Annotated in this window: 12 protein-coding genes and 1 pseudogene; all 13 read right to left on the bottom strand. The window is 60.9% G+C overall.

Annotated elements, in window-relative coordinates; translation table 11 throughout:
- Positions 1-14: 14 nt before the first annotated feature.
- Positions 15-134: pseudogene (locus RB216_RS01780) on the bottom strand (outer membrane lipoprotein carrier protein LolA); the annotation flags it as partial.
- Positions 131-928, bottom strand: coding sequence for a transporter substrate-binding domain-containing protein (locus RB216_RS01775; protein WP_025999974.1), 798 nt, complete (start codon positions 926-928; stop codon positions 131-133). The pseudogene RB216_RS01780 and the gene RB216_RS01775, both read right to left, overlap by 4 nt.
- Positions 929-1,147: 219 nt before the next feature.
- The gene (locus RB216_RS01770; protein ID WP_028615397.1) at positions 1,148-1,948 is read right to left on the bottom strand and encodes a transporter substrate-binding domain-containing protein; all 801 of its coding nucleotides are present in this window, start codon (positions 1,946-1,948) and stop codon (positions 1,148-1,150) included.
- Positions 1,949-2,134: 186 nt separating this feature from the next.
- Positions 2,135-4,705 (bottom strand): glucans biosynthesis glucosyltransferase MdoH, encoded by a 2,571-nt coding sequence (gene mdoH / locus RB216_RS01765; protein ID WP_308908248.1) that lies wholly within the window; start codon positions 4,703-4,705, stop codon positions 2,135-2,137.
- Entirely contained in the window at positions 4,698-6,434 is a 1,737-nt protein-coding gene (locus tag RB216_RS01760) for a glucan biosynthesis protein G (protein ID WP_028615395.1), read from the bottom strand. The genes mdoH and RB216_RS01760 overlap by 8 nt, the downstream gene beginning before the upstream one ends.
- Before the next feature lie 267 nt (positions 6,435-6,701).
- A complete protein-coding gene (gene dtd, locus RB216_RS01755) occupies positions 6,702-7,139 on the bottom strand; it encodes a D-aminoacyl-tRNA deacylase (RefSeq protein WP_308908247.1) in 438 nt (145 codons plus the stop codon).
- The gene (pip, locus tag RB216_RS01750; RefSeq protein WP_028615394.1) at positions 7,136-8,107 is read right to left on the bottom strand and encodes a prolyl aminopeptidase; all 972 of its coding nucleotides are present in this window, start codon (positions 8,105-8,107) and stop codon (positions 7,136-7,138) included. Before pip ends, dtd begins: the two co-directional genes overlap by 4 nt.
- A 103-nt stretch (positions 8,108-8,210) precedes the next feature.
- Complete coding sequence (locus tag RB216_RS01745; RefSeq protein ID WP_236317545.1) at positions 8,211-9,146, bottom strand: alpha/beta hydrolase; 936 nt, start codon at positions 9,144-9,146, stop codon at positions 8,211-8,213.
- Positions 9,143-10,075, bottom strand: a complete 933-nt coding sequence (locus RB216_RS01740) for a choline ABC transporter substrate-binding protein (protein WP_308908246.1) — start codon at positions 10,073-10,075, stop codon at positions 9,143-9,145. Before RB216_RS01740 ends, RB216_RS01745 begins: the two co-directional genes overlap by 4 nt.
- A gap of 190 nt (positions 10,076-10,265) precedes the next feature.
- Positions 10,266-11,066, bottom strand: coding sequence for an N-formylglutamate deformylase (hutG, locus tag RB216_RS01735; RefSeq protein ID WP_028615391.1), 801 nt, complete (start codon positions 11,064-11,066; stop codon positions 10,266-10,268).
- 12 nt (positions 11,067-11,078) lie between these two features.
- A complete protein-coding gene (gene hutI, locus RB216_RS01730; protein WP_308908245.1) occupies positions 11,079-12,284 on the bottom strand; it encodes an imidazolonepropionase in 1,206 nt (401 codons plus the stop codon).
- 15 nt (positions 12,285-12,299) lie between these two features.
- Positions 12,300-13,709: an L-histidine transporter HutT gene (gene hutT, locus RB216_RS01725; protein ID WP_028615389.1), complete on the bottom strand. Its 1,410-nt coding sequence runs from the start codon at positions 13,707-13,709 to the stop codon at positions 12,300-12,302.
- Positions 13,710-13,906: 197 nt separating this feature from the next.
- The gene (gene hutH / locus RB216_RS01720; RefSeq protein WP_016979148.1) at positions 13,907-15,445 is read right to left on the bottom strand and encodes a histidine ammonia-lyase; all 1,539 of its coding nucleotides are present in this window, start codon (positions 15,443-15,445) and stop codon (positions 13,907-13,909) included.
- Positions 15,446-15,475 lie beyond the last annotated feature (30 nt).

Below are 15,475 nucleotides of genomic sequence, written 5' to 3'. Positions count from 1 at the left end.
GAGTGTGTCGCACTTGTAGGAGCGAGCTTGCTCGCGAAAAACCTGAGAGCGCCACGGGATGTCAGGTTTCCCGCGTCATCGTTGGCGATATTCGCGAGCAAGCTCGCTCCTACAGGTTCTGGATCAGCGCTTATTCCATGTCCTTGAGCCACTCGGAGCTCTTGAACCACTTGTCATGGATGCGATCGTAGGTGCCGTCGTTACGGATCTGGTGCAGGAAGTTGTTGATGAAGTTGATGCTGTCGTAGTCGCCTTTTTTCAGGCCGAACGCCAGGGGTTCGAAGGTGAAGGGTTCTTCGAGGTATACCAGCTTGCCGTTACCGACTTTCTTCTCGGCAACCACGTTGTAAGGCGCGTCATACACAAAGGCATCGGCCTTGCCGTTGACCACGTCCAGCACGCCTTCCTGCTCGTTGTCGTAGCCGTGGTACTTGGCCTTGGAGATCAGCTTCTTGGCGACCATCTCACCGGTGGTGCCGAGCTTGGAGGTCAGGCGGTATTTCTCGTCGTTCAGGTCTTTGTAGGACTTGATAGTGCCTTCCAGCTCCTTGCGGATCAGCAGGGTTTGGCCGACCACGATGAAGGGTTCGCTGAAGTTCAGGCGCAGGTTGCGTTCCTGGGTCAGGGTCATGCCGCTGCCGATCATGTCGAACTTGTTGGTCAGCAGCGCCGGGATGATGCCGTCGTAGCCGGTGGAGATCGGTTCGAACTTGACGCCCATGGACTTGGCCATGGCCTTGAGGATGTCCACTTCGAAACCGATGATTTCGCCGCGCTTGTTGGTCATCTGGAACGGCATGTAGGTCGGGTCCATGCCGACTTTCAGCGTGCCGCGCTTGACCGCATCATCGATGGCGCCGGCCTGGGCCGCATTGACCGCGACCAGCGCGGTGACGCCTAGCAGCAGCATCGAAAGATACTTTTTCATCATCAAGTCCCCTGAACGATTCTTATAAGGTCGGCGCGCAAACGGGCTGCACCATTTCGGGGTGCGATCCTAACCCACTCGTCTGCTGTCACAAAGGTTTCACGGCTATTTGTTATCGGCGTATGTCGGAAAAGCCGCACGACAGGACAGCAAAGGGCAGGCGTAGACACGTGCAGGGGCGATTGAAGCAACGGTTTGATATGTAAGCAGTTATGACTTTCAGTCGATCTCTGCCAGCCAGGCAGTGTCTTTAAACCACTTATCGTGAAGATGATCGTAGGTGCCGTCCTGGGCAATCTGGTTGAGGAAATGGTTAATCCAATTGAGGCTGTCGAAATCACCTTTTTTCAAGCCAAATGCCAGGGGTTCAAACGTGAAAGGTTGCTCAAGCGCCAGTAGGGTGCCGTTCTCCGCGCGACTCAGGGCGATCAGGTTGTAGGGCGCGTCATGAATAAAGGCATCGGCCTTGCCTTGTACCACTTGGCGTACTCCTTCCTCCGGTGTTGAAAAACTGCTGAGTCGGGCCGCCCCTAGAAACCGTCGCGCGGCCGCCTCGCCGGTAGTGCCTTCGGTAGCGGCGATCCGGTAGCTGGCGTCATCCAGGTCTTCCACACTGCTCACCTTGCCCGCCAGGCGTGGGTGCAGCAACGCGGACTGGCCGACCACAATGAACGAATCGCTGAAGTTCAGCTTGAGGTTGCGCTCTTGGGTGATGGTCATACCGCTGCCGATCAGGTCGAACTTCTTCGCCTGCAACCCCGCTACCAGTTCGGTGTAAGGCACCGCGACCAGCTCAAGCTCCACACCCAACGCTTGGCTCATGACGTTGAGCAGGTCGATTTCAAAGCCGACGATGCGGCCCTGTTTGTCGGTCATTTCGAAGGGCACATAGGTGGGCGTAGTGCCGACCTTCAGCACGCCGCGTCGAACGGCATCGTCAATCGCGCCGGCCTGCGCCAACCCCGTGTGAATCAATGCGGCAGCGCTTAGCAGCAGTGCCAAACAATAGCCTTTGCTCATAAATACCCCTGTGGCAAGTCCAAATCCGGGGCGATGCTAACTCAGTCACAGGCACGGCAATACGCCTCGAACAAGGGTCTTTTGTTTCGAAAAAACAAGAGCTTGGCGTCAGGAAGGAAGAAGGGGAAAACGCTGTAGGACCAGCGCTTCGAACACCCCCGAGGAGAACCCTCGGGGGCGTCTGAATCAGGCCGGTTGGGCCTGGGACGACAACGGTTGCAGCGGCAGCAACGGCGCGTGCGGATCAGCCTTGATCGAGTCACGCCAGGCGGCGAGCCACTCGACATGGCCTTCGTTCCAGACGTGCTCATGCAGGCGCGCCAGGGCGACCGGGTCGCTCAGCAGGGCCAGGCGTTCGCCGTTGTTGAGGCCAGCGGGGCCGACTTTCAACGCGTGACGCACACGTTCGGTACGCAGGTACTCGATCGGCTCTGCCTCACGGTGACGCGACGTCGCCAGGGCACAGGCAAGGGCGTTCTGCTGTGGGTCGACCACCGAACGCACGAAGCCGTCGTTCAGCGCGTGCCAACGGTTTTCGTGAGTGTACAACTCGGTCGACAGCAAGGCCTGCGGCGGATTGTATTCCTCGGGGATCAGGAACAGGCTCTCGTCGCGGGACTTGAGGCCCAGCCCGACACGGCTGGAGATCACCGAGACCGGGATCGACAGCATCAGCGAACCCACGATCGGCACCAACCACCACAGGAAGCTCGGGTTCAACCACACTACCAACAGGGCCCACAGGAAGCCCAGCACGGTTTGCGGACCGTGGCGCTTGACCGCTTCGCTCCATGGGGTGGAGTCGTCGTCACGCTGCGGCGAGTTCCAGGTTGCGGCCCAGCCGAGGAACGCGGCGAGCACGAAACGGGTGTGGAAAATCATCCGCACCGGCGCCAGCAGCATGGAGAACAGCATCTCCAGCAGCATCGACAAGGTCACCTTGAACTTGCCGCCGAACTCTTTCGCGCCCTTGGCCCAGATCAGGATGATGCTCAGCAGTTTCGGCAGGAACAGCAGCACGATGGTGGTAGAGAACAGCGCCACCGCCTTGTCCGGATGCCATTGCGGCCACAGCGGGTACAACTGGCGTGGTGCCATGAAGTACTGCGGCTCCATCAGGGTATTCACCGCCAGCAACGCCGTGGACAGCACCAGGAACAGGAACCACAACGGCGCCGACAGGTAAGACATCACGCCGGTCAGGAACACCGCACGGTGCACCGGGTGCATGCCCTTGACCAGAAACAGGCGGAAGTTCATCAGGTTACCGTGGCACCAACGACGGTCACGCTTGAGTTCGTCCAACAGGTTCGGCGGCAACTCTTCGTAGCTGCCCGGAAGATCGTAGGCAATCCACACGCCCCAGCCGGCACGGCGCATCAGCGCAGCTTCAACGAAGTCGTGGGACAGAATGGAACCGGCGAACGCGCCTTTGCCCGGCAACGGCGCCAGGGCGCAGTGCTCGATGAACGGCTTCATGCGGATGATTGCGTTGTGACCCCAGTAGTGGGATTCACCCAGTTGCCAGAAGTGCAGGCCGGCGGTGAACAGCGGGCCATACACGCGGGTAGCGAACTGCTGCATGCGCGCATACAGGGTGTCCATGCCCGACGCACGCGGCGCGGTCTGGATGATCCCCGCATCCGGCGTGGCTTCCATCAAACGTACCAGGCTGGTCAGGCATTCGCCGCTCATCACGCTGTCCGCGTCGAGCACAACCATGTACTTGTATTCACCGCCCCAGCGACGGCAGAAGTCGTCGAGGTTGCCGCTCTTACGCTTTACGCGACGGCGGCGACGGCGATAGAAGATCTTGCCGAAACCACCGGCCTCGCGGCACACGTCGAGCCAGGCTTGCTGTTCGGCGATGCAGATGTCGGCGTCATTACTGTCGCTGAGCACGAAGAAATCGAAGCGATCCAGATCACCCGTGGCGGCGACCGACTCGAACGTCGCACGCAAACCGGCGAATACCCGAGGCACGTCTTCGTTGCAGATCGGCATCACCAACGCGGTACGGGCATCTTTCGGAATGGGCTCGTCACCGGCACTTTTACCGGAGATGCGGTATTTATCATGACCGGTCAGCAGTTCCAGGAAGCCCATCAACGCAGTCCAGAAACCGGCTGACACCCAGCAGAACAAGATCCCGAACATAATCAGGATGCTGGTTTGCAGGGCGTAAGGCAGTACCTGGGTAGCAGTTTGCAGCAGGGTCTGGTTGCGGATTTCGTCGAAGTCGACCAGCGACCAACCCTGGTACGGCATGATGCCTTTCATGTACCAACCGGCAACGATGGTCTGGCCGAGCATCAGCACCAGCAGGATGTAACGACGGATCGAACCGACCGTACGCCAGCGCGCTGCCGGCAATACACGCTCATCCTTCGGCGGCGCCGGAGGATTGCTGCGCCCGGTGATACGGCGCCAGCCGCGCACCAGGATATTGGTGCGCCACGGCTCCGGCACCACGCGGGTACGACGGATCGGCGGCGCGGCCTTCAAGCACACGCGACCGGCGGCGTCGACCGCCAGCATTTCGGCGTCTTGCAGCTCTTCGGCAGTGTTGAGGGTCAATCGGCGGCCAACCGACGCCTGGGCGGCATCGACCGGCGCATCGAAGGTCGACGACGACAAGCGTTCGTGCAACTCGGTGAAGGATGTGCAACCCGCCAGTTCGGCGCGCTGCTCAGCGGTCATCGGTAGATGCGCCAGATACTCCTGCAGAGTTTCTGGCTGGACTTGAGAATTACTCATCGGCAGGCAACTGGTAGCTCCAGGTTTCGGTCAGGACTTGTTCGGTCTTGATCGGCTCCGGTGTGGCTGGGGCAGCTTCTGGCTGCTTGGCTTCCTTGTCTTTCGCGTCTTTCTTGGCCTGTTTCTCGTGCTGCTTGGCCAGGACCTTGTCAGCCTTGAGCACGTGGCTGGAATCCTGCTCAGGAGCGGGCGGCGGAACGTCCTGCACCAGTGCAGCGCGCATTTCGGTCGGCTTGCCTGCGTCCTTGATCTTCATGCGCAGGGTCAGGCGCCAGCCTTTCGTGTGTTCGTTGTAGCGCACACTGTTTTCAACCAGTTCGGCGTTGTCGCTGACACTCACTTGGCTGCGCACCGGGGCATCCGATGGCAGGGCCTTGAGGGATGGGCCCTCGAAGTCCACCAGGTAGGCCACGCTGCCGTCAGGCTGGCGGATCAGGTTGGATTGCTTCACGTCACCGGTAGAACGCAGGGTTTGCTTGACCCAGGCGCTGTCGCTCGGGTGCAGGGACTTTTCGTCCATGGTCCAGTGCAGGCGGTAGGAAACATCCAGTGGCTTGCCGACTTCAGGCAGCTCGGCCGGGCTCCAGAACGCAACAATGTTGTCGTTGGTTTCGTCGGCGGTTGGGATTTCCACCAGGTTGACGGTGCCTTTGCCCCAGTCGCCCTCAGGCTCGATCCAGGCGCTTGGGCGCTTGTCGTAGTTGTCGTCGAGGTCTTCGTAGTGGCTGAAGTCGCGACCGCGTTGCAGCAGGCCGAAACCTTTCGGGTTCTCTACGGTGAAGTTGCTGACCGACAGGTGTTTCGGGTTGTTCAGTGGGCGCCAGATCCACTCGCCGTTGCCGGCATGGATCGACAGACCGCTGGAGTCGTGCAGTTCACGACGGTAGTTCAGCACTTTGGAAGGCTGGTTCGCGCCGAACAGGTACATGCTGGTCAACGGGGCAACGCCCAGCTTGCTGACCTTGTCACGCAGGAACATCTGGGATTTCACGTCGACAATGGTGTCGGTGCCCGGACGCAGGATCAGGCGATAAGCGCCAGTAGCCCGCGGGGAATCCAGCAAGGCAAAGATCACCAATTGTTTCTCACCCGGCTTTGGACGCTCGATCCAGAACTCGGTGAACCGCGGGAACTCTTCCCCGGACGGCAATGCAGTGTCGATCGCCATGCCACGGGCAGACAGGCCATACGCCTGGCCCTTGCCGACCACGCGGAAGTAGCTCGCGCCCAGCATGGTCATGATTTCGTCTTGCTTGTCGGCCTTGTTGATCGGGTACAGCACACGGAAGCCGGCATAACCCAGCTGTTCGGTGGCTTTAGGATCAAACTTCACGTCGCCAAAATCGAAGCGCGTCGGGTCGTACTTGATTTCCTGGACGCTGTCGGCGGTGACTTCGTTGATTTTCACCGGTGTATCGAAGTGCATACCCTGGTGATAGAAGGACAGCTTGAACGGGGTGTTCTGATCAGCCCACTCGGCTTTTTCGTTGCGGAAACGAATCTTCTGGTAGTCCGCGAACTTCATTTCACGGAATTCGTTCGGCAGATTGCTGCGCGGAGCTTCGTATTTCTGCCCGGCCAGCTCTTTTGCCTTGGCCGACACATCATCCAGACTGAATGCCCACAGTTGACCCGCGCCGAACAGGCAAAACAGGGCGGAGCCCGTCACCAGTGCGTTTCGTAACCGTTTGGCAGACAATTTTGGTGCATTACAGGGACTAACAATCACGAGCAACCCTCGCCGAAAACAGATCAAAAAACCAACGGCCAGCTATCTATATGCCAGGTTGGCGAGCATTGTTCCGACTCCCCTGGGGCAAAATGATTCCCCATTGGCGATCGGACAAGTCTCTACCTAAGTCAAAAATGGACCAAACAACGCTGATCCCCGTAGCGCGCGATTATCTAGTAGCCCGCGAGACAACGCATCAGGGACAACGAAGTATTTGTAGCGAAACCCTGCGTTTTTAGGCATTAAAAGTCGTTTTTAATACATTCACGTCTGCAAGAGGAAGGTCACAGGGCCATCATTGACCAAATGCACCTGCATATCGACGCCAAAACGCCCTGACGCCACCTTGCCATGCAATTGTTGCGCTTGTAACAGCAAGTGATCAAAAAGCGCTGCTCCCAAGGCCGGCGGGGCCGCTGTGGAGAAGCTCGGCCGCAGCCCGCTCTTGGTATCGGCCGCCAAGGTGAACTGCGACACCAGCAGCAAACCGCCGTCGATATCCTTCAACGACAGGTTCATCTTGCCTTCGTCGTCACTGAACACCCGATAGTTCAACAGCTTGTGTAACAGCTTATCGGCACTCTCCGGCGTATCCGCAGGCTCGACGGCCACCAGCACCAGCAAACCCTGGTCGATGGCGCCGACGATTTCGCCCGCCACCTCGACTCGGGCGCCGCGCACCCGTTGCAGCAGACCCTTCATGCTTCTTCAGGCGGCAGGTCGAGCAAGCGCCGTGCCATCTCACTGGTCGCACGCACCAAGGCATCGGTGATGCCGGGTTCGGACGCCGCATGGCCGGCCTCGCGAATCACCTGCAACTCACTGTTGGGCCACGCCTGGTGCAACGCCCAAGCGTTATCCAAAGGGCAAATCATATCGTAGCGCCCGTGGATGATTACGCCAGGCAGATGGGCGATCTTGTGCATATCGCGGATCAGCTGGTTAGGCTCCAGAAACGAGTTGTTGGTGAAGTAGTGGCACTCGATCCGCGCGATGGACAGGGCGCGTTGCGGCTCGGAAAACCGCTCCACATGCTGTGGGCTCGGGCACAGGCCAAGCATGCGCCCTTCCCAGCCGGACCAGGCCTTGGCCGCGTGCATCTGGGCGATCTGATCGTTGCCGGTGAGGCGCTTGTGGTAGGCCGCGATCATGTCGTGGCGCTCTTCCGGCGGGATCGGCGCGAGGTAGTCCTGCCAGTAATCAGGGAACAGGCGGCTCGCCCCTTCCTGATAAAACCAGTGAATGTCCTGCGGACGTGCCAGGAAAATGCCGCGCACAATCAGGCCGAGCACCCGCTCCGGATGGGTTTGCGCGTAGGCCAGGGCCAGGGTCGAGCCCCAGGAACCGCCGAACAGTACCCACTTGTCGATGCCCAGGTGCTCGCGGATGCGCTCTAGGTCGGCGACCAGGTCCCAAGTGGTGTTGTTTTCCAGGCTGGCGCGCGGGGTGGAGCGCCCGCAACCACGCTGGTCGAACGTAACGATGCGGTACAGGTTCGGGTCGAAATAGCAGCGGCTCTGGGCATCACAACCGGCACCAGGGCCACCATGGATGAAGACAACGGGCAAACCTTCGGGGGAGCCACTTTCGTCGACGTACAGCGTGTGGGTGTCATCGACAGCCAGATCGTGCCGGGCGTGGGGTTTGATCTGCGGGAACCAAGTCTGCATTGCGCGCTCCGTAAGGGGTCGGGTTCATCCCTGGGGGGACGTCTTTTATTTTGCCGTCTGGCACTATAAACCCGAATTGTGCAATGAGCATGTCCTAGAGCGCTTAGACCTGTGTCAGCCCTTCGCTCCCCAGGTAATCCAGCAGGTAATCGTAGAGCCGGTCCACTTCCGGCACCTGCCGCCGCGCCCGCAGGCAGCCGTGCACCAGGCCTTTGCCGGGATACAGCACGGTGGCTACGCCCGCCGCTTGCAGGCGTTCAGCGTAAAGCATGCCGTCGTCGCGCAGCGGGTCGAACTGGGCCACGGCGATGAACGCCTTGGGCAAACCGCTGAAGTCTGCGGCCAGCAGCGGCATGGCGTAGGGCGACGGTTTGCCGCTGCCCTGCAGGTACAGCGCCAAGTAGCAGTCGGTGTCGGCGCTGCTGAGCAGGGGCGCGTCCATGCAGTCACCCCGCGATGGCAGGTCGGAGGGACCGCCCAACCCCGGATAGATCAAGACCTGGGCTCGCGGCAACGGTTGCCCGTCGTCACGCAATCCCGTACACAATGCTGCCGCCAGGTTGCCGCCCGCACTGTCGCCCATGACCGCCAAACGCTGCACGTCGATGGCATAGGGCCCCTGCCCTGCCTGGATTGCCTGCCACACGGCACGACAATCCTCGTAAGCGGCCGGGAACGGGTGTTCAGGCGCCAGCCGATAATCAATGGCGATCACCAAGACTTGCAAGGCCGTGGCCAGTTCGAAGCAGATGAAATCGTGGGAATCCAGGTCGCCGACCACCCAGCCGCCGCCGTGCATATAAAGGAGGCATGGCCAGCCTTCAGGAGGCACCGGCGCGGCCAGTAGATAACTGCGCACGCCTACGCCGGCCAAGGCGAAGTCCTTGACCTGCAAGCTTTCTGGTTTCGGCGGGGTAAACGCCTGGCACATGCGGTCGTAATTTTGACGTAAGCCTGCCAGCGAAGAGTCGTCGCTGGTGAAGGACTCCGTCTTCTCCACGAACGCTGCCAACTCAGGCGAAATAGGGTATCGACTCATTTCAAACTCGCCTGGACCGCCGTGGCACCGTCCCTGCCATCAAACGCCTTGACCCCAGCCAGCCAGCGCTGCAAATCCTCGGGATGGTCACGCAACCATTGCTTGGCCACATCCTGCGGCGACTTTCGCTCCATGATCGGCACCATCAACTGGCTTTCCTGGGCGGCGGTGAAGGTGAGGTTCTCCAACAAGCGATTGGCGTTGGGGCAGCGTTCGGCAAAATCCGGCGCGGTGACGGTGGAGACGGTGGCGCGGCCTTCGTCGGGGCCGAACACGTCTTCACTGCCGGTGAGGTACGCCATCTTCATATTGATGTTCATCGGGTGCGGGGTCCAACCGACGAACACTACAAACTCCTTGCGATTCACCGCCCGCTGCACCGCTGCCAGCATTCCGGCTTCACCGGAAGCCACCAGCTTGAAGCCGCCGAGGCCGAAGTGGTTGGTGTCGATCATTTTCTGGATATCGGTATTGGCGCCGCTGCCTGGCTCGATCCCATAGATCTTGCCGCCCAGCTTATCCCTGAAGCGGGCGATGTCGGCGAAAGTCTTCAAGCCTGCGTCGGCCACGTATTGCGGCACGGCCAGAGTGGCCTGGGCGTCGGCGAGGCTAGGCGTATCGAACACCTTGACCTGCTTGGCCGCCAGGAACGGCGCGATATTGTTGTCCATCGCCGGTTTCCAGTAGCCGAGGAAGATATCCAGGCGTTTGTCGCGGATGCCGGCAAAGATGATCTGCTGCACGGCGCTGGTCTGTTTGCTGTCGTAGCCGAGGCCATTGAGCAACACGTCGGCCATACCGGAGGTGGCGACCACGTCAGTCCAACTGACCACGCCCATGCGGATGTTCTTGCAGGAGGCCGGCTCAGCGGCCATGGCGTGTGCACTGAACAGTGCGGCGCCGATAAGGCTTAACAAGGTTTTTTGCATGGGGGGTGGTCTCACTTGGCTGTTGTTATTCCACAACCTTAACCAGTGGAGCCTGAGTCAACACGAACTGGGGCGACGGGCAGTTGCACTGGGGCGACTGTGCGGCCGTCATCGCGGGCAAGCCCGCTCCCACATTTTGACCGTGTGAACCCGATTCAATGCGGGAGCTGGCTTGCCTGCGATAGCTATTTCAGCCGTAACGCTGTTGCCCCCAGGCTAACAACCCGTCGAGCAATTGCTTGAGCACCACCCGCGTCGGTTCGGCCAGATCTGGTCGATAACGGAACGGCTCAACTTCTTCCATGTAGGTGCTCTGGCACAACTCCAGCTGCACCGCGTGGATATCCTGGGCCGGGTCACCGTAATGCCGGGTGATGTGGCCGCCCTTGAAGCGCCCGTTGAGTACGTGGGTGTACTGCGGATGCGTGGCGCAGATGGCTTCCAACTGGCTGGCCAACGTTGGATCACAGGCGGCGCCGTTGAAGGTGCCGAGGTTGAAGTCCGGCAACTTGCCGTCGAACAGGTGCGGGATCACCGAGCGGATCGAGTGCGCATCAAACAACAGTGCATAGCCAAACTCAGCCTTGAGCCGCGCCAGCTCTTCTTGCAGGGTTCGGTGATACGGGCCCCAGATTTTTTGCAGGTAGGTCACGCGCTCTTCTTCAGACGGCTCATGCCCTTCACGAAACAAGGGCACGCCATCGAACAGCGTCGCCGGGAAGAGGCCGGTGGTGGCGCCGGCATATAACGGCTTGTCGTCGGATGGCCGGTTCAGGTCGATCACAAACCGGGAATATTCAGCCGACAAGGTGCTGGCACCCAGTGCATCGGCAAAGTCATACAGCGCAGGAATGTGCCAGTCGGTGTCCGGCAGGCTTTGCGCCTCGGGGATCAACCCTGCCTCGACAGCAGGCGTCAGGCGCAGGCCGGCGTGAGGCATGCTGATCAGCAGCGGCACACGGCCTTGTTTGAAGTTCAGAACCTTATCCACGAGCAGTACTCCTCAAACAGTGACGTCGACGCCATGGCGTACGACGCGTTTATCCAGTTCGCCGCCCAGCCAATAGGCCAGGTCTGCGGGACGATCAATCTGCCAAGCGACGAAGTCCGCCACCTTGCCCACTTCCAGGGAGCCGTGGGTGTCGCCCATGCCCAACGCAGTGGCGGCATGTTGCGTGGCGCCGGCCAGGGCTTCTTCCGGGGTCATGCGGAACAGGGTGCAGGCCATATTCAGCATCAGGCGCACCGACAGCGCTGGCGAGGTGCCGGGATTGAGGTCGCTGGCGATGGCAATCTTCACGCCGTGCCTGCGCAGGGCGTCCATTGGCGGCAACTGGGTTTCGCGCAGGAAGTAGAACGCGCCCGGCAGCAAGACCGCGACGGTGCCGGAAGCGGCCATGGCGATGGCGTCTTCTTCAGTCATGAATTCCAGGTGATCCGCCGACAGCGCCTGGTAACGCGCGGCTAGGCTGGAGCCGTGCAGCGACGAGAGTTGCTCGGCATGCAGCTTCACCGGCAGGCCCAGTTGCTGGGCAACTTTGAACACGCGCTCAACCTGCTCGGTGGAAAACGCCAGGTATTCACAAAACGCATCCACCGCGTCCACCAGCCCTTCCGCCGCCAAGGCCGGCAGCATTTCGATGCAGATGTGCTCGATGTAGTCGTCGGCGCGGTCCTTGTATTCCGGCGGCAACGCGTGGGCCGCCAGGCACGTGGCGCGCACGCTGACCGGCAGCGCTTCACCGAGGCGACGGGCTACGCGCAACATTTTGCGTTCGTTGGCCAGGTCCAGGCCGTAGCCGGACTTGATCTCTACGGTGGTCACGCCGTCCCGTAGCAGACTGCGCAGGCGCTTTTCAGCGCTGGCAAACAGTTCATCTTCCGTCGCCGCACGGGTGGCACGCACAGTGCTGGCAATACCGCCGCCCTTGGCCGCGATCTCGGCGTAGCTCACGCCTTCGAGGCGCTGCTCGAACTCGCCGCTGCGGTTACCGCCAAACACCGTATGGGTGTGGCAGTCGATCAGGCCGGGGGTGACCCACGCGCCTTGCAGGTCATGCACCTGGGCGTAATCCGCCGTGGGTGCCTGGCTGCGGGGGCCGATCCACTCGATGAGCGAACCGACGGTCACCATGGCGGCATCCTCGATGATCGAGTATTTGCCCTGTGCCATGGTTGCGACGTGGCAGTGTTGCCAAAGCGTTTTCATCAACGCCTCCCTAGATTAACGATGAGACAAAGCCGGGTCGTAATGGACCTTGGCCGCTTGCCCGGCAGCGGGCTTGACCCACAGCAGGTAAGCCACCACCAGCAGCACGATCCACACAGCACCGACCAGCAAAGCGGCCTGGGTGTCCGGGAAGTAACCCAGCACGCCAAACACGAACAGCATGAACACAATGGCGGCCGCCGGCGCATAGGGCCAGAACGGCACGGGGAATTTCAGTTCGGCCACCTGCTCTTTAGTCATCGAACGGCGCATGGCGACCTGGGTGAACAGGATCATCAGCCACACCCACACGGTGGCGAAGGTGGCAATCGAGGCGATCAGCAGGAACACGTTTTCCGGGATCAGGTAGTTAAGCACTACGCCGCCGAGCAGCGCTGCGCCCATCACCAGCACGGTCATCCACGGCACGCCGTGTTTGGACAATTGCGCGAAGCCCTTGGGCGCCTGCCCTTGCTGGGCCAAGCCGTACATCATGCGGCCAGCGCCGAAGATGTCGCTGTTGATGGCCGAAACGGCCGCCGAGATCACCACGATATTGAGGATGGTCGCCGCCGACCCGATGCCCAAGTTGCTAAAGATCTGCACAAACGGGCTGCCCTGGCTGCCGATCTGCGGCCATGGATAGATGGCCATCAGCACAAACAAAGTCAGTACGTAGAACAGCAGGATACGCAGCGGCACCGCGTTGATCGCCTTGGGGATCACGCGTTGCGGGTCCTTGGCTTCGCCGGCGGTGATTCCAATGATTTCGATGCCGCCAAAGGCAAACATCACCACTGCGAACGAGGCGATCAGGCCGCCGACGCCATTAGGCATGAAGCCGCCGTGGGCCCACAGGTTGCTAAGGCCGCTGGCCTGGGTTTCACCGGCAGAATGAATACCGAACAGCATGATGCCGAAACCGCCGAGGATCATCGCCACGATGGCGCCTACCTTGAGCAGCGACAGCCAGAACTCCATTTCGCCAAACACTTTGACGTTGCACAGGTTCAGGCCGCCGATCAAAAACACAATGCCGAGCACCCAGACCCAACGCGCGACTTCGGGAAACCAGAAGCCCATGTAGATGCCGAAGGCGGTCACATCAGCCAGGCAGACGATGATCATTTCAAACGCGTAGGTCCACCCAAGAATAAAGCCGGCCATGGGGCCCAGGTAGGTGCTGGCGTACTGGCCAAAAGAACCAGCCACCGGGTTGTGCACGGCCATTTCGCCGAGGGCACGCATCACCATGAACACGGCGGCGCCGCCGATCAGGTAGGCCAGCAGCACCGCGGGGCCGGCCATCTGGATGGCGGAGGCAGAGCCATAGAACAGCCCGGTGCCGATCGCAGAACCGAGTGCCATGAAGCGAATATGTCGGGCGCTGAGCCCGCGTTTCAACCCTTTCTCTTGCTGGTGCATTTCTCTTCCCTAGTTATTTTTATCCCGAGAAAAATCCGAACGGCTGCGTGATGAATGCCTTCTTTTGTGCTGAGCGGGCTTGCCCCGCGTTGGGTCGCGAAGCGACCCCAAACCCGACGACGGCAGATGGGGCTGCTGCGCAGCCCAACGCGGGGCAAGCCCGCTCACCACAGGAGGCATGCCCCCCTGCGAATGGGCTACAGGCTCGGCAGCAACTTGGCCGGCACCAGCTCATTCAGGCAGCGGCTGGCCAACAGCTCGCTGGCGGCGTTGATGTCCGGTGCGAAGAAACGGTCCTTCTCATAGAACGCCACTTTGTCACGCAGAATCCCACGTGCCTTTTCAAGCGCAGGCGAAGTTTTCAGGCCTTCGCGCAGGTCCAGGCCCTGGCACGCGGCCAGCCATTCCACGGCGAGAACGCCACGGGTGTTTTCAGCCATTTCCCACAGGCGCTTGCCCGCAGCCGGGGCCATGGACACATGGTCTTCCTGGTTGGCCGAGGTCGGCAGGCTGTCGACGCTATGAGGATGGGCCAACGCCTTGTTTTCGCTGGCGAGCGCGGCGGCGGTCACTTGGGCGATCATGAAGCCGGAGTTCACGCCACCATTGCCCACCAGGAACGGCGGCAGTTGCGACATGTGCTTGTCCATCATCAGCGAGATACGGCGCTCGCTGAGGGAACCGATTTCAGCGATGGCCAGCGCCATGTTGTCGGCGGCCATGGCCACCGGTTCGGCGTGGAAGTTACCACCGGAAATCACGTCACCTTCGGCGGCAAAGACCAGCGGGTTATCCGACACGGCGTTGGCCTCGACCACCAGCACCTCGGCGGCCTGGCGGAACTGGGTCAGGCACGCGCCCATGACTTGCGGCTGGCAACGCAGCGAGTACGGGTCCTGCACCTTGTCGCAGTTCTGGTGCGACTGGGATACCTGACTGCTTTCACCCAGCAGGTGACGATAGGCCGCTGCCGAATCGATCTGCCCACGCTGGCCGCGTGCGGCATGAATGCGTGCGTCGAAGGGTGAGCGCGAACCCAGCACCGCTTCCACGGTGAGTGCGCCACACGCCAGGGCGCCAGCGAACAGGTCTTCACCTTCGAACAGGCCACGCAGGGCGTACGCGGTGGACACCTGGGTGCCGTTGAGCAGCGCCAGGCCTTCTTTGGCGGCGAGGGTCAGCGGCGTGAGGCCGGCGACCTTCAGCGCTTCGGTGGCTTCCAGCCATTCGCCCTTGTAGCGTGCCTTGCCTTCGCCCAGCAGCACCAAAGACATGTGCGCCAAGGGCGCCAGGTCGCCGGAGGCACCGACCGAGCCCTTCAACGGAATATGCGGGTACACCTCGGCGTTGATCAGCGCGATCAGCGCGTCGATCACCTGGCGGCGGATCCCGGAGAACCCACGGCTGAGGCTGTTGACCTTGAGCACCATGACCAGCCGCACCAGCGCATCGCTGATCGGCTCACCGACGCCAGCGGCGTGGGACAGCACCAGCGAACGCTGGAGGTTTTCCAGGTCTTCGCTGGCGATGCGGGTCGAGGCCAGCAGGCCGAAACCGGTGTTGATGCCATAGGCGGTGCGGTTCTCGGCGAGAATCTGCTCCACGCAGGCGACACTGGCTTCGATCTGCGCCGTGGCGCTGTCATCCAGACTGAGGGTTACCGGCTGCTGGTAGATGGCTCGCAGTTGGGCAAGGCTCAGTTGGCCTGGAATCAGGTTTAGCGCAGTCACATTCATACTCCTTTTGAATTGTTCTTTTGAATAAGT

It is taken from the genome of Pseudomonas canadensis, assembly GCF_030980095.1.
GTDB lineage: Bacteria > Pseudomonadota > Gammaproteobacteria > Pseudomonadales > Pseudomonadaceae > Aquipseudomonas > Aquipseudomonas canadensis.
This window is presented reverse-complemented; position numbering and strand designations above follow the sequence as displayed.